This window comes from Pectinatus brassicae, assembly GCF_014201835.1.
Classification (GTDB): domain Bacteria; phylum Bacillota; class Negativicutes; order Selenomonadales; family Selenomonadaceae; genus Pectinatus; species Pectinatus brassicae.
In genome coordinates this window covers 48135-71785 of record NZ_JACHFH010000013.1, presented here as the reverse complement: position 1 = coordinate 71785, position 23651 = coordinate 48135, and the positions used below count along the sequence as shown (strand labels likewise).

At 36.4% G+C, this 23651-nt stretch carries 22 protein-coding genes and 3 tRNA genes; 5 read left to right on the top strand and 20 right to left on the bottom strand.

The annotated features are described in order from the left end of the window. The first annotated feature begins 92 nt into the window (after positions 1-92). Complete coding sequence (locus tag HNR32_RS06480) at positions 93-422, top strand: pyridoxamine 5'-phosphate oxidase family protein (RefSeq protein ID WP_183860867.1); 330 nt, start codon at positions 93-95, stop codon at positions 420-422. A 112-nt stretch (positions 423-534) separates the two neighbouring features. On the opposite strand, the gene HNR32_RS06475 is transcribed toward HNR32_RS06480, so the two are convergent. The 9 genes from HNR32_RS06475 to HNR32_RS06435 form a co-directional block, all read right to left on the bottom strand. Then, a tRNA-Ser gene (locus tag HNR32_RS06475) sits at positions 535-622 on the bottom strand. 70 nt (positions 623-692) lie between these two features. Continuing rightward, positions 693-896 carry a DUF951 domain-containing protein gene (locus tag HNR32_RS06470; RefSeq protein WP_183860865.1) on the bottom strand — a complete coding sequence of 68 codons (204 nt, stop codon included), beginning with the start codon at positions 894-896 and terminating at the stop codon, positions 693-695. Next, positions 889-1818: a cation diffusion facilitator family transporter gene (locus HNR32_RS06465; protein WP_183860881.1), complete on the bottom strand. Its 930-nt coding sequence runs from the start codon at positions 1816-1818 to the stop codon at positions 889-891. The genes HNR32_RS06470 and HNR32_RS06465 overlap by 8 nt, the downstream gene beginning before the upstream one ends. A gap of 136 nt (positions 1819-1954) precedes the next feature. Further along, the gene (locus HNR32_RS06460) at positions 1955-2605 is read right to left on the bottom strand and encodes a CBS domain-containing protein (protein ID WP_183860862.1); all 651 of its coding nucleotides are present in this window, start codon (positions 2603-2605) and stop codon (positions 1955-1957) included. Positions 2606-2677: 72 nt separating this feature from the next. After that, positions 2678-3382: an ABC transporter ATP-binding protein gene (locus HNR32_RS06455; protein ID WP_183860879.1), complete on the bottom strand. Its 705-nt coding sequence runs from the start codon at positions 3380-3382 to the stop codon at positions 2678-2680. An 11-nt stretch (positions 3383-3393) separates the two neighbouring features. Continuing rightward, complete coding sequence (locus HNR32_RS06450) at positions 3394-4161, bottom strand: ABC transporter ATP-binding protein (protein ID WP_183860860.1); 768 nt, start codon at positions 4159-4161, stop codon at positions 3394-3396. 2 nt (positions 4162-4163) lie between these two features. Continuing rightward, positions 4164-5105 carry a branched-chain amino acid ABC transporter permease gene (locus HNR32_RS06445; protein WP_183860858.1) on the bottom strand — a complete coding sequence of 314 codons (942 nt, stop codon included), beginning with the start codon at positions 5103-5105 and terminating at the stop codon, positions 4164-4166. A gap of 9 nt (positions 5106-5114) precedes the next feature. Further along, entirely contained in the window at positions 5115-6002 is an 888-nt protein-coding gene (locus tag HNR32_RS06440; protein WP_183860856.1) for a branched-chain amino acid ABC transporter permease, read from the bottom strand. A 309-nt stretch (positions 6003-6311) separates the two neighbouring features. Further along, positions 6312-7493, bottom strand: coding sequence for an ABC transporter substrate-binding protein (locus tag HNR32_RS06435; RefSeq protein WP_183860854.1), 1182 nt, complete (start codon positions 7491-7493; stop codon positions 6312-6314). Positions 7494-7996: 503 nt separating this feature from the next. On the opposite strand from HNR32_RS06435, the gene HNR32_RS06430 reads away from it, so the two are divergent. Beyond that, positions 7997-8962 (top strand): type I phosphomannose isomerase catalytic subunit, encoded by a 966-nt coding sequence (locus tag HNR32_RS06430; protein ID WP_183860852.1) that lies wholly within the window; start codon positions 7997-7999, stop codon positions 8960-8962. 79 nt (positions 8963-9041) lie between these two features. Here the strand turns inward: HNR32_RS06430 and HNR32_RS06425 are convergent, their stop codons facing one another. The 3 genes from HNR32_RS06425 to HNR32_RS06415 form a co-directional block, all read right to left on the bottom strand. Beyond that, complete coding sequence (locus HNR32_RS06425; protein ID WP_231038102.1) at positions 9042-10256, bottom strand: MFS transporter; 1215 nt, start codon at positions 10254-10256, stop codon at positions 9042-9044. A 68-nt stretch (positions 10257-10324) separates the two neighbouring features. Continuing rightward, positions 10325-10400 (bottom strand) — tRNA-Lys (locus HNR32_RS06420). A gap of 87 nt (positions 10401-10487) precedes the next feature. After that, positions 10488-10563, bottom strand: a tRNA-Gln gene (locus tag HNR32_RS06415). A 128-nt stretch (positions 10564-10691) separates the two neighbouring features. Here HNR32_RS06415 and HNR32_RS06410 point away from each other — a divergent pair. After that, positions 10692-11339 (top strand): hypothetical protein, encoded by a 648-nt coding sequence (locus tag HNR32_RS06410; protein WP_183860849.1) that lies wholly within the window; start codon positions 10692-10694, stop codon positions 11337-11339. A 199-nt stretch (positions 11340-11538) separates the two neighbouring features. On the opposite strand, the gene HNR32_RS06405 is transcribed toward HNR32_RS06410, so the two are convergent. The 8 genes from HNR32_RS06405 to HNR32_RS06370 form a co-directional block, all read right to left on the bottom strand. Next, positions 11539-13065 (bottom strand): cobyric acid synthase, encoded by a 1527-nt coding sequence (locus HNR32_RS06405; RefSeq protein WP_183860848.1) that lies wholly within the window; start codon positions 13063-13065, stop codon positions 11539-11541. 128 nt (positions 13066-13193) lie between these two features. After that, complete coding sequence (locus HNR32_RS06400) at positions 13194-14567, bottom strand: cobyrinic acid a,c-diamide synthase CobB (protein ID WP_183860846.1); 1374 nt, start codon at positions 14565-14567, stop codon at positions 13194-13196. 5 nt (positions 14568-14572) lie between these two features. After that, positions 14573-15205: a precorrin-8X methylmutase gene (locus HNR32_RS06395; RefSeq protein WP_183860844.1), complete on the bottom strand. Its 633-nt coding sequence runs from the start codon at positions 15203-15205 to the stop codon at positions 14573-14575. A gap of 76 nt (positions 15206-15281) precedes the next feature. Next, positions 15282-17264 (bottom strand): DNA topoisomerase (ATP-hydrolyzing) subunit B, encoded by a 1983-nt coding sequence (gene gyrB / locus HNR32_RS06390; RefSeq protein ID WP_183860842.1) that lies wholly within the window; start codon positions 17262-17264, stop codon positions 15282-15284. 99 nt (positions 17265-17363) lie between these two features. Further along, positions 17364-18548 (bottom strand): MFS transporter, encoded by a 1185-nt coding sequence (locus HNR32_RS06385; protein ID WP_183860840.1) that lies wholly within the window; start codon positions 18546-18548, stop codon positions 17364-17366. 60 nt (positions 18549-18608) lie between these two features. After that, on the bottom strand, positions 18609-19841 hold the full coding sequence (locus HNR32_RS06380; RefSeq protein ID WP_183860838.1) for a VanW family protein: 1233 nt from the start codon (positions 19839-19841) through the stop codon (positions 18609-18611). Between the two features lie 157 nt (positions 19842-19998). Next, a complete protein-coding gene (locus tag HNR32_RS06375) occupies positions 19999-20967 on the bottom strand; it encodes a PRC-barrel domain-containing protein (RefSeq protein ID WP_183860836.1) in 969 nt (322 codons plus the stop codon). Between the two features lie 39 nt (positions 20968-21006). Then, positions 21007-22113, bottom strand: a complete 1107-nt coding sequence (locus HNR32_RS06370; protein WP_183860834.1) for a hypothetical protein — start codon at positions 22111-22113, stop codon at positions 21007-21009. 220 nt (positions 22114-22333) lie between these two features. Between HNR32_RS06370 and HNR32_RS06365 the strand changes: the two genes are divergently transcribed. Together HNR32_RS06365 and rpsO are read left to right on the top strand one after the other, a co-directional pair. Beyond that, on the top strand, positions 22334-23038 hold the full coding sequence (locus HNR32_RS06365) for a tetratricopeptide repeat protein (RefSeq protein ID WP_183860832.1): 705 nt from the start codon (positions 22334-22336) through the stop codon (positions 23036-23038). Positions 23039-23172: 134 nt separating this feature from the next. Beyond that, positions 23173-23451, top strand: coding sequence for a 30S ribosomal protein S15 (rpsO, locus tag HNR32_RS06360; protein WP_183860830.1), 279 nt, complete (start codon positions 23173-23175; stop codon positions 23449-23451). Positions 23452-23651: the final 200 nt, after the last annotated feature.

Here is a 23651-nt window from a genome sequence, read left to right as displayed (position 1 = left end):
TGCATGTTAGAATCATCCTTTTCCTGTTTTCTTTAAAGTATACAGGCTGGATGTTTACTTGAACATATTTATTTTTTATTCATGCGTTTGTCGTGATTCCTGTTGCCTTCAAAGACATTACTAAAGATGGTAAACTTATTGTAGGCGATGTTTTTCTTGAAACAACTTTAGAAAATTTAATCCAAAATCCTCAGATTGCTATTTCAGCTTATGATGCCAAAAACCTTGTGGGCTATCAAATCAAAGGAAAAGCAAAATATGTTACTACTGGCGATATTGTTGATACATTTAAAATAATGGTAGAAAAAATGTTTGGAAATGTTGCTACTGCAAAAGGAGCACTTATCATTACACCTGAAAAAATTATAACAACAACTCCTGGAAAAGATAATAAAAATCTTGTAAGCTTATTAGCAGATTAAAACTTTAGAATTTACCAAGTATGCTTTTTGGAACCACGCAGCAATCGCGTGGTTTTCTTTTATATACAAAAAGAAAAGGCCTAGCGAATTTCGCTAGACCTTGATTTCATTATGGCAGAGAGGGTGGGATTCGAACCCACGGTACGTTGCCGTACAATTGATTTCGAGTCAATCACCTTCGACCACTCGGACACCTCTCCATTGTTACAAACATAAAGATTATAGCATATATTATATGAAAATTCAACCATGCTTATCTGCCGAAATATTTTATTCTTCAGTAACAGCTTTTTCTACTATAGTTTTAGCCATTTTTTCAAATTTAGGTCGCGGCATCATTACATAGTGACCACATCCGCAGCATTTTATGCCAAAATCCATTCCTACCCGTAATATTTCCCAGGTATCACTGCCACAGGGGTGTTGTTTTTTCATTTTTACAATATCACCTTTTTGGTAATTAATCTTATTCATTATCAGCACTTCCCCTTTTATTTGAATTCATTTCATATTTCCCTTTAGCATTCTTGAAGATAGGCTCTGGATGTATTGTTACATCGACTGTTTCACCCAGTTTATATTTTATTTCCCCTTCTATTTTATCACAGATATCATGCACGTCTCCCAGTGTCATATCCGCAGGAAAATTTATATGGGCATCAATCATTTTATATGCTCCAGCCGCCCGTGTGCGTAAATTATGATAACCTATTACTTCTTTATGTGCCAAAAAAATATCGGCTATTTTCTTTTCATAGGCAACTGACAAGCTGGCATCAGTCAAATCTTTGGCGCTTTTTACAATCATTTTATAACCCGCCCGAAAAATTATCACTGCTACTAGTATCGCTATTACCGGATCAAGCCATTCCCAGCCCAGTATATGTATACCAAATAGTCCAGCCAACACGCCCAATGAAGTCCATACATCAGCCTGTAAGTGCAGTCCATCTGCTTCTAAGGCTTGCGAATCAGTTCGTTTTGCCACTAGGATAAGACGTCTCGATACCAATAAATTTATCACAATTGATACTGCCATTACTAAAATACCATATTGCAAAGACTGCATTTCATGCGGTACTCTAAATTTATCAACAGCTTCATATATTATCATAACAGCAGCTACTACTATAAGTATTGCCTCCACTGCCGATGATAAATTTTCATATTTGCCATAGCCATAACCATATTTTTCATCTGGCGGTATCATCGCCTTACGTACTGCCCAAAAAGCCAGTAATGCCGCTAATAAATCTACGCCAGAATGCATTGCTTCCGAAATCAAGCTTATCGCACCAACATATAATCCAACACATAATTTTAATACAACAAGTATTGTATTAGATATTACTGATAAATATGCTGTCCGTCTTTTTAATGCTTCTGCCTGTACCATATTCATACAAGTCCCTCTTCTCTATCTGTATGTATCTATCAAAAAATATCTCTAATACCTATTATATAAAAAAAATTACCCTGCGGAAAGGAAATCCGCAGATTAATTTACATTATTTCACTATATACTTTTATTCTTAAGCTTTACCAATATGGGCAATATGCGTAACTGTATATCCTAAACCATCTAATTCGGCTTTTATTTCATCAATTTGAGAAAAATTACCACGAATTATTGCTTCAGAATCACCAGTAGGTGTATTAAATGAAACAAAACTGTCAATATTCATGTTATGTTTGGCAAATACATCGGCAATTTCTTTTGTTGCACCCATTTTATCTTTAAAATCAAGTGTCATTCTGGTTTTACCGGCAGCCAACCCCATAACTTTTACAAAAACACGAAAGATATCCGTTTCTGTAATTATGCCTACCAACATACCGATACTGCTTACGACCGGTAAACCGCCAATCTTATTATCACTCATCAGTAAAGCTGCTTCTTCTACTGTAGCATCACTTTTTACTGTAATAATCGGTGTTGACATAATATCCTTTACCGTCATTTTTGCTAAGAGGGAATTTATCTCATACTTAGCCAATGTTGTTGCCGGCGATGGTGCTATACGGGAAATATCGCGATCACTTATAATCCCAATAACTTTTCCTTCTTTAATTACTGGCAAACGACGAAAATGATTCATTTTCATCAAGCCTGTCGCCTCATCTATAGGGGTATCTGGTGATACTGTAATGGGATTTTTAGTCATATAATTTGATATAAACACTTCATCAGGCTCCCTTCAAAGTCAGATTGTAATAAATACTGCAATATATTTTATAGCTAGCTCTAACAATTATCAGCCGCCAAGATATGCCTTGCGTACCTCTTCGCTGGCTGCTAACTCTTTAGCATCACCACTAAGGCTGATTTGGCCTGTTTCTAAAACATAAGCTCGATTAGCTATTGATAAAGCCATATTAGCATTTTGTTCTACAAGCAGTACCGTTGTTCCTTCTTTATTTATGTCTTTTATTATTTCAAAGATTTCTTTTATCAATAATGGAGCCAGCCCCATTGATGGTTCATCAAGAAGTAATAGGCGCGGTGCACTCATAAGTGCTCTGCCCATGGCTAGCATCTGCTGTTCACCGCCTGATAATGTACCAGCTTCCTGTTTTTTACGTTCTGCCAGCCGTGGAAAATGATGAAAAACTTTATCTAAGTCAAGTTTTATCTGGCTTTTATCATTACGGATATAAGCGCCCATTTCCAAATTTTCCATAACAGTCATATTGGAAAATACACGCCGACCTTCCGGCACCTGAGAAACACCGACTTCAACTATTTTATGTGCTGCAGTCCCGCTTATTACTTCATCTTCAAAAGTAATTGTACCAGTTTTAGGTTTAAGCAGTCCAGAAATAGTCCGTAGAGTTGTTGATTTACCAGCGCCATTAGCTCCAATTAATGTAACAATTTCACCTTTATTTACTTCCAGACTTATTCCTTTTATCGCATGAATTGCTCCGTAATATACATTTATATCGTCTACTTTTAACATTGTTTCCATGCTCAAGCCTCCCCACCAAGATACGCCCTGATAACTTCCGGGTTTTTCTTAATTTCTTCAGGTAAACCATGGGCTATAATCGAGCCATATTCCAATACATATATACGCTCACAAATCCCCATTACCAGACTCATATCATGCTCAATTAGAAGTATTGATAAGGCAAATTCTTTTCTGATCCAGCGTATCATATCCATCAATTCATTGGTTTCCTGTGGATTCATCCCTGCTGCCGGTTCATCAAGCAGTAAAAGCTGTGGTCTCGTTGCCAATGCACGTGCTATTTCCAAGCGGCGCTGTGCACCATATGGAAGGTTCTTGGCAATTTCATCAGCCTTATCTTCCAGTTTGAATATTTTGAGAAGCTCACGTCCAGCCTCTTCAATGCGTTTTTCTTCCTTCATATAACGACCGACACGCAATACAGCTTCCGCCAGATTATATTTTAAATGTGTATGGTAAGCAATTTTTACATTATCAAGTACGCTAAGCTCAGAAAAAAGACGGATGTTTTGAAATGTACGGGCAATACCACGCTGTGTTATTTGTGATGGTTTCATGCCCTTCAGACTTTTGCCAGCAAAATTTATAACACCGGTAGTCGGCTGATAAACGCCTGTAAACAAATTAAATGCTGTTGTTTTACCCGCACCATTTGGCCCGATAAGTCCAATTAGCTCACCTTTATTTATTGTCATATCAAAATTACTTACAGCCTTAAGGCCGCCAAACATTTTTGATACTTCCTTAGCTTCTAACAATATGCTCATTTTTATTTTCCCCCTTTAAAACGTTTAAAAATGGGTAAACTGGTAAGCTCAATATTACCAAACAACCCTTGGGGACGATAAAACATCAGTAAAATAAGAATGACAGCATATATTATCATACGCAATTCCGGCCAAGCTGAGAGTAATGCTGATACTGTAGTAAGTATAAAAGCACCAGCGATAGAACCTGTAATAGAACCCAGCCCCCCCATAACAATCATTATTACATAATTAAATGATGCTAAAAAGGTAAATGATGAGGGATGAACAATATAGAAAGTATGACCAAATAAACAACCTGCTACACCAGCAAAACCAGCCCCTACCATAAATGCCAGTACTTTATATTTAGTAGTATTAACCCCCATGGTTTCTGCTGCTATTTCATTTTCACGAATAGCTATGCAGGCTCGGCCAAAAGATGAATTTACATAGTTTTTAATGAAAAAAACTACAAACAGCATTACAAAAAATGCCCAAGCAAAGGTAGTGTATTTAGGTATTCCCATAAAACCGGCTGCACCACCAACATAATTAACATTCATTATTACTATACGAATTATTTCGCCTAACCCCAACGTAGCAATAGCTAAATAATCGCCGCTCAGCCTTATTGTTGGCAAACCGATCATCGCTCCTAGTATTGCTGCTGTAACGAAGGATATAATAATGCTAATTAAAAACGGTGTATGAAAATTAACAGTTAAAACGGCCCCTGTATAAGCACCAACAGCCATAAAGCCGGCATGTCCCAAGGAAAGCTGTCCGGTATAACCATTTATAAGGTTTAAACTTACCGCCAATATAATATTAATGCAAATTAATATCATATTTAATTCCCAAAAATTATCAAGTATATCTGCAGTCAATAAGCCCTGCAATATTGCAAAACCGATTAGGCTGATAATTATTGCTTTTGCATCTAGTTTACGCAATGAATTCATTTATCACACCTACACTTTCTCATTTGTATTTTTACCTAAAAGACCGGTTGGTTTAAATAATAAAACAAGAATCAAAATAGCAAATGCTGCTGCATCCCTAAAGGTTGAAGAAATAAAACCACTAACCAATGCTTCCACAATACCAAGTATAATTCCACCCGCAGCAGCTCCCGGCAAAATTCCGATACCGCCTAAAACAGCTGCGACAAACGCTTTTAGACCTGGCATTATTCCCATCAACGGATCTATGGAATTATAATATATACCTACCAACACACCAGCAGCTGCTGCTAGTGCTGAACCGATACCAAAAGTGAAGGAAATAATTCTATTGGCATTTATGCCCATAAGCTGTGCTGCCTCGGTATCAAAAGAAACTGCGCGCATAGCCTTACCGGTCTTGGTAAACTGTACAATATATGTCAAAAGCGCCATCAGTATTATGGTAATTGCAAAAATCATTATCTGCTGATTATTAACAACAAATGGTCCGATATGATAAGCTACATCACTAAGAATATGCGGAAAAGTCCTTGGCTGTGGAGTTACAAAATACATCATCGTATATTCAAGGAAAAACGAAACACCAATTGCCGTTATTAATACTGATAAACGAGGTGCTGAACGCAGTGGTCGATATGCTATGCGTTCTATTAAAATTCCTAAGAGTCCTGTTAATACCATTGATATTACTAAAGCCGGCAAAACCGGCAAATGCATTATTGTTATGCAGAAAAAACCCACATAACCGCCAACCATATAAATATCACCATGCGCAAAATTGATTAATTTCATGATACCGTATACCATAGTGTATCCTAATGCAATAAGTGCATAAATACTGCCCAATGATATCCCATTAATCAGCTGTTGAAAAAACTGGTCCATGATGCCCATTAGAAATCCCCCATTCGTTTTAACTTTATTTATTTAATCAATTTCCAGTTATAACCATAATAAAAATAAAATATATTCTCTTGTTTATTTATATATTAAACATAAACAAAATAAAACCTTTAGCTAAGCAGCTAAAGGTTTTATAATAACCACAGATGCTCAACAGATTGCAAGCTCGCCGTTGAGCATATACCAATAAAAACCGTATCATACAGGTTTTATTTATAAAATCCCGGATAGTATCCAACGAATCAAATACAAGATAATTTGATATCTACATAAATTCAACCATAAAAATTAAACTTATTATTAGCTTTTAGGTGCAATTTTTTCTTTTAATACTTTATTACCATCTTTTAGTTCAATGATTACAGCAGGTTTTACTGGATTATGATCTTTGTTCATACTAATAACACCAGAACCTACCTGTACATCCTTGAGTTTTTCTAAAGCATCGCGTATTTTTTCTGGATCGGCACTTTTAGCTTCTTTTATTGCTTCAATAAGCATTTTTCCTGCATCATAGCCTAATGCTGCAAATACGTTTGGATCTTTACCATCATTTTCTTTTTTGAACAATTTAATAAAGTTTTGAACATCCTTATCCTGTTCAGAATAATGGGTACTGAAATAAGTATTATTAAGAGCTGCTTTACCAGCTATATCAACTACTTTAGTATCATCCCAGCCATCTGTTCCAAGTAGTGGACAAGTAATTCCCATTTCACGGGCCTGTTTTACGATTTTACCTACTTCTTCATAATAAGCTGGAATAAATATTACATCAGGATTTGCTGCTTTTAGATTAGTAAGTGTTGTTTTGAAATCCTGGTCCTTTTGAATAAAAGCTTCCTGCGCTACAATTTTGCCACCAGCTGCTTCGAATTTTTCTTTAAAAACCTGACCCAGACTCTTAGAATAATCTGTGCTGGAATCTATGAAAATTGCTGCTGTTTTTGCATGTAGTGTCTTGGTAGCAAAAGTAGCCATTACTTCACCTTGCTGCGGATCGATAAAGCAGCTACGGAATATAAATGGTTTCACTTTTCCATCTTTTCCTACTGTAACTAAAGGACTTGTAGCAGCCGGAGCTACAAGCGGTATTTTTGCACTCGATACAACTGAAGATGCCGCCAAAACATCACCAGTAGTTGCTGGTCCGACCATTGCTACAACTTTATCTGTTACCAGCTTTGTTGCAGCATTAGCAGCTTCTGATGCTTCTGATTTACAATCAGCCTGTTCCAGTTCCACTTTTTTGCCATTGATTCCGCCGGCATCATTAACTTCCTTGACAGCCAATTTAAGACCGTTTAGGGCTGATGCTCCATAATTTGCAGCATTACCTGTCATTTCAAAATTCGCACCAATCTTGATAGTATTACTATCGGATGCACTCTTTTCGCTGCCACATCCAGCAAAGACTGCAGCCAACATTGTTGTGCCAAGCAGTGCACTAGCAAGTTTTAAATGCTTTGCTTTAAACTTCATAAACGCTCCCCCTAAATAATGTATCTTCCTATCGTTGCGGATAGATATATTATAGTTTGCAACTATACACTAGTCAAGATTTTTTTTAAGCAGGTATGTTTTTTTTATAAATAAAAAAAAGATTTTTATTTATTTATTTAATATTTTATACTTTTTAAAGCCTCATTTGTTTATTTTTTTATTATATATACTTTTTCGTCGCTATACTATTATTTACAAATGTGTAGTTTTTTCCTTTATCTGGAATTAATTGTTTCATGCAAAACAATTATATTTTATTTTTTTAAGTATTTTTATTACATTTTTTCAATACACCGATATACATAGACAAATTTACTTTGTATTTTCATTGTCTTTATTTTTAATATTTATACACTTTATTATTTTTATCCAGTAAACTTTCGTAAACTTATACTGTTATTTATCTTTTGCAAGCATTTGGATATGGACTATTATTTTCATTTGACGTATGATATATATAATAAATATCAATGAGGTGACTTATGTTATATCCATTAAAATTACAATCGCCACTCAAAGATTATATTTGGGGCAGTACTCGTTTAAAAAACGAATTCAGCAAGGAAACAGATTTATCCATTGTGGCCGAAAGTTGGGAACTGGCCTGTCATAAAGCCGGTACCAATATAATTGAAAATGGTGAGTATCAAGGACAGTTATTATCTTCCTTCTTCGCTAAAGAAGGAAAAAATGCCATTGGCACAAAAGCCGCTGCTATTGATTATTTTCCGCTATTAATCAAATTGATCGATGCCCATGATAATCTATCAGTGCAGGTTCACCCCGATGATGCCTATGCCCAATTAACTGAAGGTGAACCAGGAAAAACTGAAATGTGGTACATTGTTGATGCTGAACCTGATGCCAAATTAATTTATGGTTTTAAAAATAAAATCAGCCGTGAAGAATTTGAAAAACGCATCACTGATAATACTTTGCTTGAAGTCTGCAATCAGGAACCTGTTAAAAAAGGCGATGTTTTCTTCATCAATTCCGGCACTTTGCATGCTATTGGCAAAGGAATTCTTATTGCTGAAATACAGCAAAATTCCAACACAACTTATCGTGTATACGATTATGGTCGTATTGGCAAAGACGGCAAACCACGCGATTTGCATATTGCCAAAGCGCTCACTGTAACTAACCTGGATGTTCCTACCCATAAAACAGGTGCCATCGCTGCTATTGATACATTATCTGATTATAAGATGAAAGTATTAGCACAATGTGATTTATTTACTGTAATTCATTTTGATTTAGCTGGAAACTGCTCATTATGTGCAGACGAAACATCATTTCATTCCATTCTTGTTTTGGATGGGGAAATATGTCTCAACTGTGCCAGTGACAGCATGATTTTACAAAAAGGCGACAGTATTTTTATCCCAGCCAATATGCAGGATTATCGCATTAATGGAACTGGCGAATTTATTTTGACTACTTTATAATTTTTTGCAAAAATAAAAAGGCAGTTATAAAATTAAACTTTTTCTTCGTTTAATCTTATAACTGCCTTTTACTTATTATTTAAATAATATCTTTATCCTGCGGTTTCTCCGGCACAAAATAAACAATTAGTGCCCCGATAATAAGCGTCAGCACTGTTAAAAGCATCGATCTTTGCAGTCCAATAGACTCAGCGGCTACAGCTGTCAATGCCGTACCAATCCCACCGATACCAAAAGATAATCCCAGCATCATGCCCGATGCCAAATTTTGATTGTTCGGTAAAAATTTTTGGCACCATACTAAAGATGATGGATGTGGTGCCTGCAAAAAGAATCCACACAAAGCAAGCATCGTAATAGTTATTAAATTAACTTTACCACTGCTAAGAAAATATATTGCTGGAAAAATAGCTAAAAACATTGATATCCATATGATTTTTTTATAGCCAATACGATCATTAATATAACCACCAACCAGTCCACCGACAGCTGCTCCCACGAGAAAAACGGTTAACAGCCAGCCGGCTAAAGCCTTATCATAGCCGTTTAAAATAAGTAATGTCGGCAAAAATGTAGTCATTGCTCCATGCGACCATGTTCGTATAGCCATTGCAGCATTTAATCGCATTAGTTTTTTATTACAAAAAAGTTGTTTCCAGTTCAAGCCTGCTTTATTTGCATAAGAGCTACTCACTGTTGATATTTTTTGCAAATCGGCTTTATAATACAGCAAACTTAATAAAATTGCCGGTATAATTAAAACTGGCAGCATTTTTAGTGAATACAGCTGAAGAAAATAGACCAGCACTATCGGTGCAAAAGCAAAACCAATATTGCCGCCGCCAATAAATAATGATAATGACATCCCCATTTTTTGTGGTATAGCTGCCTTACTGACTATACCTGTAGCCATCGGATGAAAAATTGATACAGCTAAACCACTAAGCGCAATTAACAATAATAATATAGCAAAACTTTTGGCAAAACTAACCATGCAGATAAAAAAAGCTCCCATTGGTACTACCAATAATAGCAACTTACTGCTATTATGCTTATCCATATAATAACCAAAAACAGGCTGCATTACATTAGCGGTAAAAGCCATTGCCATTACTAATATCCCGCTTAATGATAAAGACAGTCCCATATTGCTTATTAATAGTGGAATAAGTATTGGCAAAAAATTGCAATAAAAATCATTTAATAAATGTCCCATCGATAATAATGCCACATTATATGTATTTTTACTAACTGGTGCTGCCTTTCCATATGTTCCATGTATCGAATAATTCAAAATACCTGCTCCTTTTTTGAAAAACAAAAAAAACCTTCTTCAATGGGAAGAAGGTTTTACTTACAAAATGGTGGCTCACCCGAGATTCGAACTCGGGACACCCTGATTAAAAGTCAGGTGCTCTGCCAACTGAGCTAGTGAACCATTATGTCTGCCTTAAGCCGACTACGATAGTATATCAAAGCCGTTTACTTCTGTCAAGCATTTTTTAATACTCTTTTTAGAAATAATTGGCTGGGGTAGCTGGACTCGAACCAACGCATGCGGGATTCAGAATCCCGTGCCTTACCAACTTGGCGATACCCCAACTTGAGCTGACTTAGATATTATATATGTATTTTTAAAAAATGTCAAGCATAAAATTGTTATCTTGACGATTCTTTATTTATTATGGTACTGTTTAATTGTTATCTCATCATTTTAAGGAGGTTTTTTATGAAAAAGGTGTCAGTTTTTCTTATACTTTTTTACAGTTTTTTGTATATATATCAATCTTCCTGTGAAGCCATGCATATCATAAGTTCACAGCAAATTGCTTCATTTAATACCAGTGATTTATGGGGAGATGTCAAGGGAATACGTACCACTGGACAGTGGGGACGATATGTACGTTTTCGTTTTTATATGCCTAGTGATTACAGCGGTAAAATTAGTGGTGAACTATTAGTAAATGGCGAATCGCAAAATTTGCATTTCAGTTTTGTACCAGGCAGCACTATAAAAATTTTCGAATTCAAAGCGTCTGACCCTAATATGACTTTTTGGATATTAAAAGATAATTCGGTAAACGAAAAAGGTCTTACGCATGATTTTTATTTAATTGGTCCCTATAAAGAAAGATATGTTACCTTCGTCACTATGGACACACTGGTTAAAAATATGAGCTGGAGCAGTGTTAATATGAAAGTACGACAATTGGCCACTGATGAAGCTTGGCCTATATTACAAGGCTATTCTGATAATGGTGATATTTTGGCATTGACTGAAAATCTTGTCTTATCTTGGGATAATAATGCTGAATGGTTTAAAATGGAAACTTATCCACTTGATACTTTAATACGAAATTCCATTTATAACGAATAAATTTTAGCAAAATACTTTCTATATGACAATGACAAACATACTGTTACATGCTACCTTAAGTTTCAGTCCCCCAAAAAGTTATTATTGAAACCCTTCCGTCACTGCTTTGCAGTGCCACCTTCCCTGAAGGGACGGCTTTAAAATATAAAACACGAGGCTGTTGTACGTTTCTCTTAACGTTCAACAGCCTCGTGTTTTTTTATTGCTGTTCAATTATTTCTTTTAATTTATCCATATCTAAAGCATTGCGCACAGTTTGGGCTAAGCGATTAAAAGCTGCTTGTTTTTGCGCTGCATAATTTTCAGTCTGTGCCAAAGGCGGCAACCCTTTCTTATTACGCAGTATATTGAGCAATGTCCGTCTATAATCATCGTTATCAAAAATACCATGGATATAAGACCCCAATACCAATCCATCGGCAGTAGAAGCTCCATCAATTTTATTTATTTCCTCACCATTTCTGATATTTATAATAAATGGATGTTTTACTTTTTCGGTGAATTCTGTTACGCCCATATGTATTTCATAACCATTAAGTTCGGTAAAACTATGTGTTTCACCAAGAAATTCCCAATCCATAGACTGGGCCTTAACCTGCGAAGTCACTTTTTCCTTGGCAAAAGTGGTTATCATTGGCAGGAAGCCCAATGCGTCGACTTCATCATATTTCGATTCTGTATGGTACGGATCGCATATTTTAATTCCCAGCATCTGATAGCCGCCGCAAATACCAATTATGGGAATATTGGCAGCATGAGCCAGACGCAGTTTATCTTCAATGCCGCTTTCGCGCAAATACAATAAATCTTCCGTAGTATTTTTACTACCCGGTAAAATTATAATATCCGGTGCCCCCAACTCCTCTGCTGAAGAAACATAATAAATACATACGTCTTCCTCACGCGATAATGCATCAAAATCGGTAAAATTCGATATTTTAGGCGTGCGAATGACAGCAATTTTTAAAGGAGCATTGGGATTTACCAGCATTTTTTTATCATCAAGTGACACTGAATCCTCATCATCAATCCCCAAATTTTCCAAGTAGGGCACTACGCCTAATACAGGTTTGCCTGTCTTTTCTTCTAAAAATTTCAAAGCCGGTTCTAACAGTTTTATATCACCACGAAATTTATTTATTATTAAGCCTTTAACCAATGCTTTTTCTTCATCGTCTAAAAGTTCCAAAGTCCCTACCAGGGATGCCAACGCTCCGCCGCGGTCAATATCGGCAATCAGAAGAACTGGGGCCTGCAAATATTTAGCAATACGCATATTGACTATGTCATTGTCCTTTAAGTTTACTTCAGCCGGGCTGCCTGCACCTTCAATTGCCAGCATTTCAAACTCATTCTGTAATTTCCCCAAAGCTTCCTTAACAGTATCAAATGCTTTTAAAGAATATCCCTGATGATATTCCTTTGCCGACATATTGCCAACTGCTTTCCCCATCAATACAACTTGTGAACATGAATTCCCTGTAGGCTTTAATAATACCGGATTCATTTCCACTCTTGGCGTAAGACCAGCTGCTTCAGCCTGAGCAATTTGAGCTCTGCCCATCTCTTTGCCGTCTTCAGTTACATATGAATTAAGAGCCATATTTTGAGCTTTAAAAGGTGCAATATTTATACCATCTTGAAAAAATATACGGCAAAGGGCTGTCGTTAATATGCTTTTGCCTACATGTGAGGATGTTCCCTGCAGCATTATATATTTAGTCATTAAAATCTCTCCTAATGTAAAATTTGTTAAAAATAAGCTTACCACAGCTATTAATAAACTACAAGCCTGCAAATACGTTATACCAAAACAACTCCGAAATATATTTTTCATACTTCGAAGTCATTTTATTACTTAGTTCTTTTATATTCTTTGGCCTTATTAACAAAATGCTCAGCCGATTTAGGCGCACCTAAAAAATGCATATGCAGATATGAAGCCAAAATATTTTTATAACAATAACCAGCTTTATACTGGGCATTATTTCTGTTTTTGGTAAAAATAAATGCCCAGGGAAAATCGTTAGCCGGCTCTTCCTGCACTGAAAAATGAAATTCGTGACCACGAATATTTTCAGCCGTATCCAGCAATATATTTGCTTTTAGTGCCTTTGCCGTAACATAACCAACTGTCTGTAGTTTTTGCTGCATAACTGCCCGTGCCGGAATAATTCCTGCCATTGGCCATACCTTGCCGTCAAAATCAATTATTTCCTGCATAAGGTACATAAAACCACCGCACTCAGCATAAATAGGCATATTGTTTGCAGCTGCCCTTTGCAATGATTGCAGCATCAATTTATTAGCTGATAATTCATTTACAAATAGCTCAGGAAAACCACCGCCTAAAATAATTGCATCACACTCAGGCAGGTTTTCATCATCCAGCGGACTAAAAAATTCTATTTCAGCACCATATTTTTCTAAGACAGCTAAACTTGCTTCATAGTAAAATGAAAAGGCCTTGTCTCTAGCCACGGCAATTTTAACTGTCTTAACTATTTTTTCTGCTGCTATATCAGCGGCTATTTCCAGCCTCGATGCTGTTTGTGCCACTGCCAATAATTCAGCCAGGTCAATTTGCTGTGCTATTTTTTCAGCAATATAACTTATTTTTTCTTCAGTATCTTTTTCGCCAGCTGGCGTGAGTCCTAAATGGCGTTCAGGCATCTGCATAGCATTATCACGCCTGACTGCCCCTAATACCGGAATAGATATTTTTTCCATAGCTTCACGAATCATCTGCTCATGCGTATCAGAACCCAGACAATTTAAAATAACCCCGGCAAAATTAATATCCTTGTCATATGTTTTAAAACCTAAGGCCAAAGCTGCAGCACTATCGCCCATAGAACGACAATTAATTACCAATATCACCGGTGCCTGCAATTTTTTGGCCAGCTGTGCCGTTGAACTAATACCATTTTTCCCGCCATCATATAGACCCATAACACCTTCGATTATTGAAATATCGGCAGTATGACTCGTCTTGATAAACAGCTCGTCTATTTTTTCCTCAGCTACCAGCCATGTATCAAGATTATGTCCTGCTCGTCCAGCTGCTAGTGCATGATAAGATGGGTCAATATAATCAGGACCTATTTTATAAGGCTGCACCTGCATTTTTTTATTTCGCAATGCTCGTAAAATCCCCGTAACTATTGTGGTCTTACCTGAGCTGCTCTGCGGTGCCGCTAGGACAATGCGCGGTATATTGTATTTCATCGTCCTTACCTGCTATTATCGATCATATACATAACAGCATTTACACAAGAAGCGGCAATGGGGCTGCCGCCCTTAGTTCCTTCAACTGTTATAAAAGGGACTTTGGATCGCTTTGCCAGCTCTGCCTTTGATTCGGCTGCACCGACAAATCCCACCGGTGTTCCTACAATTGCTGCTGGTCTGATATCTTCCTCTTCCATCATCCGCAAAACTTCAAACAATGCTGTTGGAGCATTGCCTATCGCTATAATTGCACCATTTAAGTCTGTGCCAAAACTGCGCATTGCTGCCATAGAACGGGTAATACCTTTTTCTTTAGCTATATCCATTATAGCCGGATCAGATACCTTACAAAAAACTTCGCCGCCGAATGCAGCTAATTTACGTTTATTTATGCCGGTTCTTACCATTTCTACATCAGTAAAGATATTACAGCCCTTTTTTAAAGCAGCTTTCATTGAATCAATTACATTTTTATCTATTTTAATTACATTGGCATATTCCACATCACCTGAGGCATGAATCATGCGTGAATATAATTTTACTTCTTCCTCATTTAAGGAAAATTTTTCCAGGTACGGTGCTATAATTTCCATGCTGCGATTTTCAATAGCCATTGGTTGTTTTATGAATTCCATTTTGAACCCCCGATTTATTTTATTCTATGTAGATAAAAAAGTCTTATGCTAAAACAACTAACATAAGACTTCTTTGTCAAATATCTAAATTACGTACTAAATTAGCATGTTCTTCAATAAAGCGGCGGCGAGGCTCAACCTTATCGCCCATCAATACTGAGAAAATACTATCTGCTTCTTCTGCTTGTGTTAAATCAACCCGTAATACAGTACGACCTTCTGGATCCATTGTCGTTTCCCAAAGCTGTTCTGGATTCATTTCACCCAAACCCTTATAACGCTGTATAACTATACCATCGCGACCTACTTCATCGAGCTTTCTTGACAATTCTTCATCACTGTAAGTATACCAGTGCTGGCGCCCTTTTCTTATTTGATACAAAGGCGGCTGCGCTATAAATACGCGTCCATGATCAATCAACGGTTTCATGTAACGATAGAAAAATGTCAATAATAATGTACGGATATGTGCACCATCGACATCAGCATCTGTCATTATAATAATCTTACCATAACGACTTTTACTGATATCAAATTCCTCACCAATACCACTGCCAAAGGCAGTTATCATTGTACGTATTTCTTCATTATTTAATATTTTATCGAGACGGGCTTTTTCCACGTTTAATATTTTGCCACGCAATGGTAAAATCGCCTGGAAACGACGATCGCGGCCTTGTTTAGCAGACCCTCCAGCACTATCACCTTCGACTAAATAAATTTCAGCCTGCATAGGATCCTTGATAGAGCAATCTGCCAATTTTCCTGGCAATGAGCTTACTTCCAAAGCATTTTTACGGCGGGTCAAATCGCGCGCCTTGCGGGCAGCTTCACGGGCACGAGCAGCCATTATTGATTTTTCAATAATTTTTTTGGTTACCGCTGGATTTTCCTCAAAATACTCGCTAAGACCTTCACTAACAACCGAATCAACAATACCACGTACTTCAGAATTGCCTAATTTTGTTTTAGTCTGACCTTCAAATTGCGGTTCTTTTACCTTTAAATTGATAATACAGGTAATACCTTCGCGGACATCTTCACCGCTTAAGGCCGCATCGTTAGCTTTTATTATTCCCTGTTTACGGGCAAAATCATTAGCCGCACGGGTAAGCGCACTCTTAAAGCCAGCTAAATGTGTCCCGCCTTCTTCTGTATGAATATTATTGACATAGCCATATATATTTTCAGTGTAGCTGGTCGAATACTGCAAAGCAATTTCTACTATTGTTGTATCTTTTTGTCCATTAAAATAAACAGGCGTATCATTTAAGACATCTTTGTTACGATTTAAATATTTTACAAATGAAGCAATACCGCCCTCATCATAAAAAATTTCCTTGCGTTCTTCACCGCGTTTATCAGTCAGGGTAATATGTATACCACCATTTAAAAATGCCAGTTCACGCAAACGCTGTTTTAAAATATCAAAATCATATACTGTTTCGGTAAAAATCGTAGCATCAGGCTTAAAGTGCACCGTAGTTCCTGTTTCAGTGCATGTGCCGATTTCACGTAAAGGTTCCTTGGTTATGCCATTAGCAAAAGATATACGATATATCTTGCCGCCACGTTTAACCTCAACATCCATTTCACAGCTAAGTGCATTAACTACAGAAACACCTACACCATGCAGGCCGCCGGAAACTTTATAACCATCGCCGCCGAATTTACCACCGGCATGTAATACGGTCAGCACAACTTCAACCGCTGGTTTACCGCTTTGATGCATATCAACAGGTATACCGCGACCATTATCGACAACAGTTATACTATTATCTTCATTGATAGAAACCTCAATATGGGTACAATAGCCTGCTAAAGCTTCATCAATACTATTATCTACAACTTCCGATACCAGATGATGCAATCCATGAGAAGACTGATCACCAATATACATCCCAGGTCTTTTTCTTACTGCTTCCAATCCTTCTAAGACTTGGATCTGACTAGCACCATATTCTGTTTTTACTGATGTCACATCATTACTCATTACTTCATGATTAATTTTTATATCAGTTAAATCAAGTTCATCATTTTTATTCTCATCAAAACTCATAACATCATCCTTCTATATTATATACATACATTTAATATTACCATTTTTTTTGTTTTTAATCAAACACAATACTTACATTATACAATATTGATAGCAGCTTTAATAGGCTTTATGACGCGTAGTTTTTACAAATATACTTGCTGAAAGCATAATAAATCCGGCCACAACAAATACTTCTTTAAGTCCCCAATAGGTTCCTATTACACCACCTAATAATGGTCCAGCCATAGAACCAATTTGCTGCGCTGAAAACAACATACCAAAGACACTTCCCTGCGCTGAGCTTTGCGTATTATTTGCCAGAACAGCACAAATAGATGGGTTTATTCCAGCAAAGAACAGACCGCAGACAAACTGCATCATGGCAAATAAAATAAGTGTATTAGGCAGTGATTGTATCAACATGGCTATACCTGCTCCAGCCATAGCCATATACATCATTTTGCCAAAGGATTTTTTCTGTCCCATGCGCCCCCAAAATGGTGCGGCGATTGATGCAGCTATTCCGCCCAACGAAAAAACGACACCGGCAATGAGCACAATATTTTCCATCGAACCACGCAAATGTGCTACATATAAGGTAATTATCGGCTGCAATATCAAAATGACCATCTGAACAAATATCGCCAATAGCAGCATACGGCGAATTATTGGTTGACGTAACAAATCTTTTTGTCGCACGCGAATTTTGCCATCGTCCTTATTTCGCAATGGTTCAGGGACAAAAAATATTGTTATCAAGGATATGGTGAATAAGGCACACCCTGCAATCATAAATGATGCCCGCATACCAAAAACATGTGCTAATACACCGCCCAGCAATGGTCCGATTACCCCACCGCTGGTTAATCCTGCTTCCATGATGCCCAGACTAAAACCTAGTTTTTCCATAGGCACCGAACCAGCGACAATTGCTAATTCAGATGACCATAGGCCGGCAGCAAATCCTTGCAATATTCGCACCATAAACAGCTGCTCCGGTGAAGTAACTATTCCGCCCAGAAAATAAGTAACAGATAATCCTATGCTGGCACGCACCGCCATCATTTTGCGTCCTTTTTTATCGGCTATCTTCCCCCATATAGGTGCCATCACCGCACCTATTAAAAATGTTATTGAAAAAATAGCCCCATTCCACATATTAACATCTGCTTTATCCACACCCAGCTCTGTTATTAAATAAAGCGGCAGAAAAGGAATCAGCATTGTATAACTGGCTGACATCAAAACTACGCTGCAGGTTAAAACTGCTAAGACGATTCTCCAATCTCGTCTTTTTTCCATCAAAACTCCTCCAAAATTTTAAACAAATAGTTATTTAAATAAACTATATCCTTAATAATATTAATTCACAACATCTGTGTGCAAAAACTCACGTTTAATTACTCGTCCGTTGTTTTTAAACAAACGATATGCCGAAGCTGAACCATCCCTATTTACAATCCCCTGCAAGGCTATATCAAATTTACTCTTATCCTGCTTACTGCCAAAAATCTCTACAGTCACTGCTGAACCGTCCACCTGTGCATAAACATATATTGGCTTAGTTAAATTATTTCTAAATTTAAAATCTATGATACCATAAGCAACTGTAGCATCAAGGGCCCGCGGCATATAGCCTACTGGAAAATAATGTGCTGTGCGTGACACTGGTGTAAGACCTGCCAGCAAGATTGCATTATATAAGGTTGAGCTCACCTGGCAAACACCGCCACCAATCCCCGGCACCAATTTGCCATTGATTATAACAGGTGCTTCTTTATACCCAGCTGCCAACAAACGTGGTCCCACTGTGTCATTAAATGAAAACACCTCCCCCGGTTTTACCAATGTCCCCGACAGATTTCGTGCAGCTACAGCAATATTGCGGCTGCGATTAACAGCTCCGGTATTAAAATAACTGGTATATGAAGCTAGCAGTGTATCAATATTTTGTAATTGCTCTTCGCCAATTGCCGGCTTAGTAATTTTAAGCGGAATGTTAATTTGTGTTGGATATTGAAGATCAGCTAAAGCCTTTTGGGATATTTCCAACAGCTGTTTTTTATCAACTTCCCGGCCATCTTTACCCGCCATTATTTTTATCTGTCCCTTATCCAAATAGCAATATGCATTAACTGGTTTTTGCTCCAGTTTTTTTGCCAAATTTTCAATTATATTATTTAATTTTTCTTTATTGTATTTTATTTTCAATGGAATAGATTTTCCATAATAACTGCACACAAGTTCTTCAAAACTGTCTTTAATAAAATTACCACTGGCACCTATTTTTTTGGCCTGGATTACAGTATCTTTACTATCACAGTCTAAATCTATATCCCTTTTTTTCATTTTTTGTATTTTATTATCATAATGAAAATCGATAATATCACCAGATGTCTTACCAGCAAAAAAATCATTCAAAGTTTTCTGCGCTGTTTTTTCATCCATTCCTGCTAAACTTATTTTTTCTGAATAAACACCATTAGCTATTCCCGGTAAGTTTTTTATCGCTAGTACCGAAGAAGCTCCCATGACAAAAACAACTACCACTAATAATATAAGTATTTTAAATATAAATGCATACGATTTGCCCAAAAAATCCCTCCAGCTGAAAACAGCTAATATTATCTTCCAACAACATTATAACTATTGTTACATATTTTTACACTATCTTTTAATATTACAGCAAACAAATTATTTTATAAACTACAAGGAGCCCCTGTAATTACAGGAGCTCCTTATAACTAAATATTTATTTTACATTCATGGACAGCTCAATAAACTTATTGGCTAATTTAGCTTTTTGCAAAACTTCCTCAGTTATATCTGCCCCTTCTTCTGCTATAACAATACCATTATCAGTAGCTATACGACGTGTCGCTTTCTTACCTAAAAGAAAACGGCGATGTCTGTCTTCGGCTGAGCTTGTAGTTACCGATGGTGTTTCTTGCCCGACTGGTGCCGAATTGGCATGTTCTGTTGCAGCCTCAGCTGCTTTTTTTATTTCTTCTTTAGGTGCAGGCTTTGCTTCTTCAGCTTTTTTATCTGCCGGTTTAACTTCTTCTACCGGTTTTTTTTCAACTTCCGGAGCCTTAACTTGCTCCTCAGTTTTTTTCACTGCCGGCTGTTCCTGTTTTGCTGGTTCAGTTGGCATATCAGCTGCTTTTTCCGGTACTTTTGCTTCAATTACCGTTTCTACAGGCTTTTCTTTAGTTTTTTTTTCCGATGTTTCTACTTCGGCATTATTTTTTTTGGCAGGAACATCACTTTCAATAATAGTAACTTCCTTACCAAAAATTGATATATTTTCCGAATCAACTTCTTTTTCCTGGCCATCCTGCGCATTTAAAACAACTTTGGCGATACTGCCATCATCATCTATAAACAGATTAGATACCACGCCTTGAATTGTCCCGCCTTTAGTAATTGCTTTTGTTCCAATTACGCGAATGTTTTGGTCTAAAAAGGTCTCAAAATCAGTTGCATCTTCTAGGTTAAGTATATCTTCACTGCTGGTTATAGTCACTGCATCATCACCAATAGCAACTACTGATTCATATGGCAATAATTTTACACCGCGATACCAATCTTCATCTTCAATAATAATAGCTGCTACCTTGCCATTTTCAGCGTCTATCAATAAAGACTTGCTTACACCTAATTCACGTCCTTCTGTTATGCTAATAATGGGCAGCGCTAAAAACTGTTCATTCTTTTTCATAAAATAAATCCCCCTATCTCAATATAAAATAAATTAATATCAATTATAATATAGATTTTCTTGTGCCTGTTTGAGATATTCCTCAGGTATTTCGTCAAAGGACATTGACTCCATATGATAATTGGCTAATAGCTTTTGTAACTGCTGTAAAAAATTTATTTGGGCAACAAAATTTTCCTTTATATGCTCATTATTAAGAAGCACTGGTAAAGAGCATGCTCTTCTCAATATATTTATGGCCTGTTTATATGCTCCAAATTTTTTATAAATATTACTGACCTCGATACAAATAAACGGCGCATATTCGCTATTATAATGCTTAGCTAAAGCATTTTGCAGCAGCCATAACGAACGTCCAAAATTTTTTTTAGAGTTCTGTTCATAAACACAATTGATAATTTCATCAATTGACTCTGCCTTAGCAACGAAGGCAACGATTTTTTCTTTTTCAATCTTCAACAGATTCAAGGATGACAATGATATTTCTGCATTTTTAGAACAAGCTATATCATTTATCTTCGATACAAGATTTTTTTTATTGGAGCCATAATACGACAAAATCTTATCTTTCTGCTGTTCCGTTAAACAATTTTTAGTCATTTGATAATTATTGTCAGAATTTTTTAGTGTTTGCAATTTTTCAAGCTGATATCGTGATTTACCCTCGCCAGCTTCAGCTAAATCATTAATTACAGCAACTTGTTTACTCGCAGCTAACACATTATTTTCGGCTGTTTTTGCTTTTATAGCTGTCTGTTCTTGTTTTTTCTTTTCCAGCTTAGTTTTATAAAATAAATTTTCAGCAATCGTTTTTTGTGAAGTATCAACACATTCCACATCATTTACTAAAACAACATCCTCTATAGATGACAGTTGATGTTTATTTGGCTTTGTTAACAGCCTTCTATTATATAACACGGAAATAGTCGTTCCTATTAACACTATTCCTATTATCAGATAATTATAATAAATTGTCTGATACCCCGCTAACGGCCAAATCATAAAGCACAATGTAAATGCTAATAGCGCAGATAATACAATTGCTTTTAACTTTATTTCCACTTTAAAAAAAGTTACTATTTTGTATATAAAAAAAACACTTATGACCACTACGATTAAAGCCGCTCCTAAAAACACCATCAGCATTTCATTCACAACCTTATCTAAATAGAAATCAACTATTTTATTTTACAACGTATGCCTTTATTTTGCAATTAGTACAACTTATATTTCCGATAAAAATTTATTATTTTGAATAAAAAATCACCAGTCTCATTTCCCACTCAGATAAAAGTATTAATATTTAGTTACTATATGTTATAATATTTTTAGTTTAATTTACAATATGTTCTAAAAGGAGATTTTTATGAATAACAGTGAATTTCATGCTTTAACACACCTTGTTATGGATTCCAAGAGCAAACCACCGCTTTCTTTATTTGCCAAAGGCTACGACGACTGGCATGTCAGAGCTCGTTTAGCACATTTTCTGGTACTGCCGGAATTTGATAAACAAGACGAAGCAATCGAATTATTCCGCTCTATTGTTGAAGTTGATGTCAATGAAAATAGTTCTGAAGATATAGAAGAAAAAGTTTATGCCCTGCAGCATTTGAGTATAACCTTACGTGACAATGAAAATTTTGAGGATGCTCTTCATTATATAAATCTAGCTATTGAGCTGGCTGAAGATCATGACTTCCTATATAAATACATATTACGCGGTGAACTTTGGGCCGACCGTTGGAATCTTCTAACCCGTATTCATAAAACTGATACCGCCTATGATGAAGTAAATGACAAAATAGCTGCGTATGGTGAGCTTCCTGTTAAGCATATAAGCTATTTATACTATGGTTATCGCTTCTTTGCCCAGCTGGCTGGTGCTAATTTCAAAAAGGACCAAGCTATTGATTTTATGAAAAAAGCTCTCTCTTACTTGGAAATACCAAAAGAAAACCAAGAACTGCTTGATGCTGCCATGAGTGCAACACACGAAAACACTTCCTGGATATTGCTGGAAATTGATAAGGCTACGCCTTCCCTAACCTTAACAAATTGGGATATTTAATAGATTCTTATTTACAGCAGCCTTATTTTATGATATATTTTTTAACGTACAAAATAATATAATCTTTGACTCGGTTTCCGATTACTCCAACGGCTGCCTGGTTAAAAGATACAAATTTTTTAGGAGGATTCACAATGCTTACACAAGAACAGAAATTACAGATTATCCAAGACAACGCTACCCATGAAGGTGACACTGGATCACCAGAAGTACAGATTGCGCTTTTAACAGCTCGTATCGTTTATTTGACTGAACATTTAAAAGCTAACAAAAAAGACTTCCATTCCCGTCGCGGTTTATTAAAAATGGTTGGTCATCGTCGCAGACTTCTTGGTTATTTACGTGATAAAGATATCGAACGTTATCGTGAAATCATGAAAAAATTAAACATCGGTAAAGCTAACAAAAGATAATTCGATAAAACATAACACTATTTAATTTTAACAAAATAAATTTTTGTTATACGATCCGACATTAGCGATTATCAGCGGGCGGGCTGTTGTCTATTTGTATAATAGACATCTCCCGCCTCTTATTTTAAAAAAATAAAGAAGCAGCGTGTCCAGTGGATAGTGAAATGTTTATTTGGTATTTTTTTATTAAATAAATATTT

Bases quoted from the DNA above. Each gene is read 5' to 3' on its own strand.
- HNR32_RS06470 (WP_183860865.1), bottom strand. From the start codon at position 896: ATGAATAAGATTAATTACCAAAAAGGTGATATTGTAAAAATGAAAAAA.
- HNR32_RS06465 (WP_183860881.1), bottom strand. From the start codon at position 1,818: ATGGTACAGGCAGAAGCATTAAAAAGACGGACAGCATATTTATCAGTA.
- HNR32_RS06455 (WP_183860879.1), bottom strand. From the start codon at position 3,382: ATGTTAAAAGTAGACGATATAAATGTATATTACGGAGCAATTCATGCG.
- HNR32_RS06450 (WP_183860860.1), bottom strand. From the start codon at position 4,161: ATGAGCATATTGTTAGAAGCTAAGGAAGTATCAAAAATGTTTGGCGGC.
- HNR32_RS06445 (WP_183860858.1), bottom strand. From the start codon at position 5,105: ATGAATTCATTGCGTAAACTAGATGCAAAAGCAATAATTATCAGCCTA.
- HNR32_RS06440 (WP_183860856.1), bottom strand. From the start codon at position 6,002: ATGGGCATCATGGACCAGTTTTTTCAACAGCTGATTAATGGGATATCA.
- HNR32_RS06435 (WP_183860854.1), bottom strand. From the start codon at position 7,493: ATGAAGTTTAAAGCAAAGCATTTAAAACTTGCTAGTGCACTGCTTGGC.
- HNR32_RS06430 (WP_183860852.1), top strand. From the start codon at position 7,997: ATGTTATATCCATTAAAATTACAATCGCCACTCAAAGATTATATTTGG.
- HNR32_RS06410 (WP_183860849.1), top strand. From the start codon at position 10,692: ATGAAAAAGGTGTCAGTTTTTCTTATACTTTTTTACAGTTTTTTGTAT.
- HNR32_RS06405 (WP_183860848.1), bottom strand. From the start codon at position 13,065: ATGACTAAATATATAATGCTGCAGGGAACATCCTCACATGTAGGCAAA.
- HNR32_RS06400 (WP_183860846.1), bottom strand. From the start codon at position 14,567: ATGAAATACAATATACCGCGCATTGTCCTAGCGGCACCGCAGAGCAGC.
- HNR32_RS06395 (WP_183860844.1), bottom strand. From the start codon at position 15,205: ATGGAATTCATAAAACAACCAATGGCTATTGAAAATCGCAGCATGGAA.
- gyrB (WP_183860842.1), bottom strand. From the start codon at position 17,264: ATGAGTTTTGATGAGAATAAAAATGATGAACTTGATTTAACTGATATA.
- HNR32_RS06385 (WP_183860840.1), bottom strand. From the start codon at position 18,548: ATGGAAAAAAGACGAGATTGGAGAATCGTCTTAGCAGTTTTAACCTGC.
- HNR32_RS06375 (WP_183860836.1), bottom strand. From the start codon at position 20,967: ATGAAAAAGAATGAACAGTTTTTAGCGCTGCCCATTATTAGCATAACA.
- HNR32_RS06370 (WP_183860834.1), bottom strand. From the start codon at position 22,113: ATGCTGATGGTGTTTTTAGGAGCGGCTTTAATCGTAGTGGTCATAAGT.
- HNR32_RS06365 (WP_183860832.1), top strand. From the start codon at position 22,334: ATGAATAACAGTGAATTTCATGCTTTAACACACCTTGTTATGGATTCC.
- rpsO (WP_183860830.1), top strand. From the start codon at position 23,173: ATGCTTACACAAGAACAGAAATTACAGATTATCCAAGACAACGCTACC.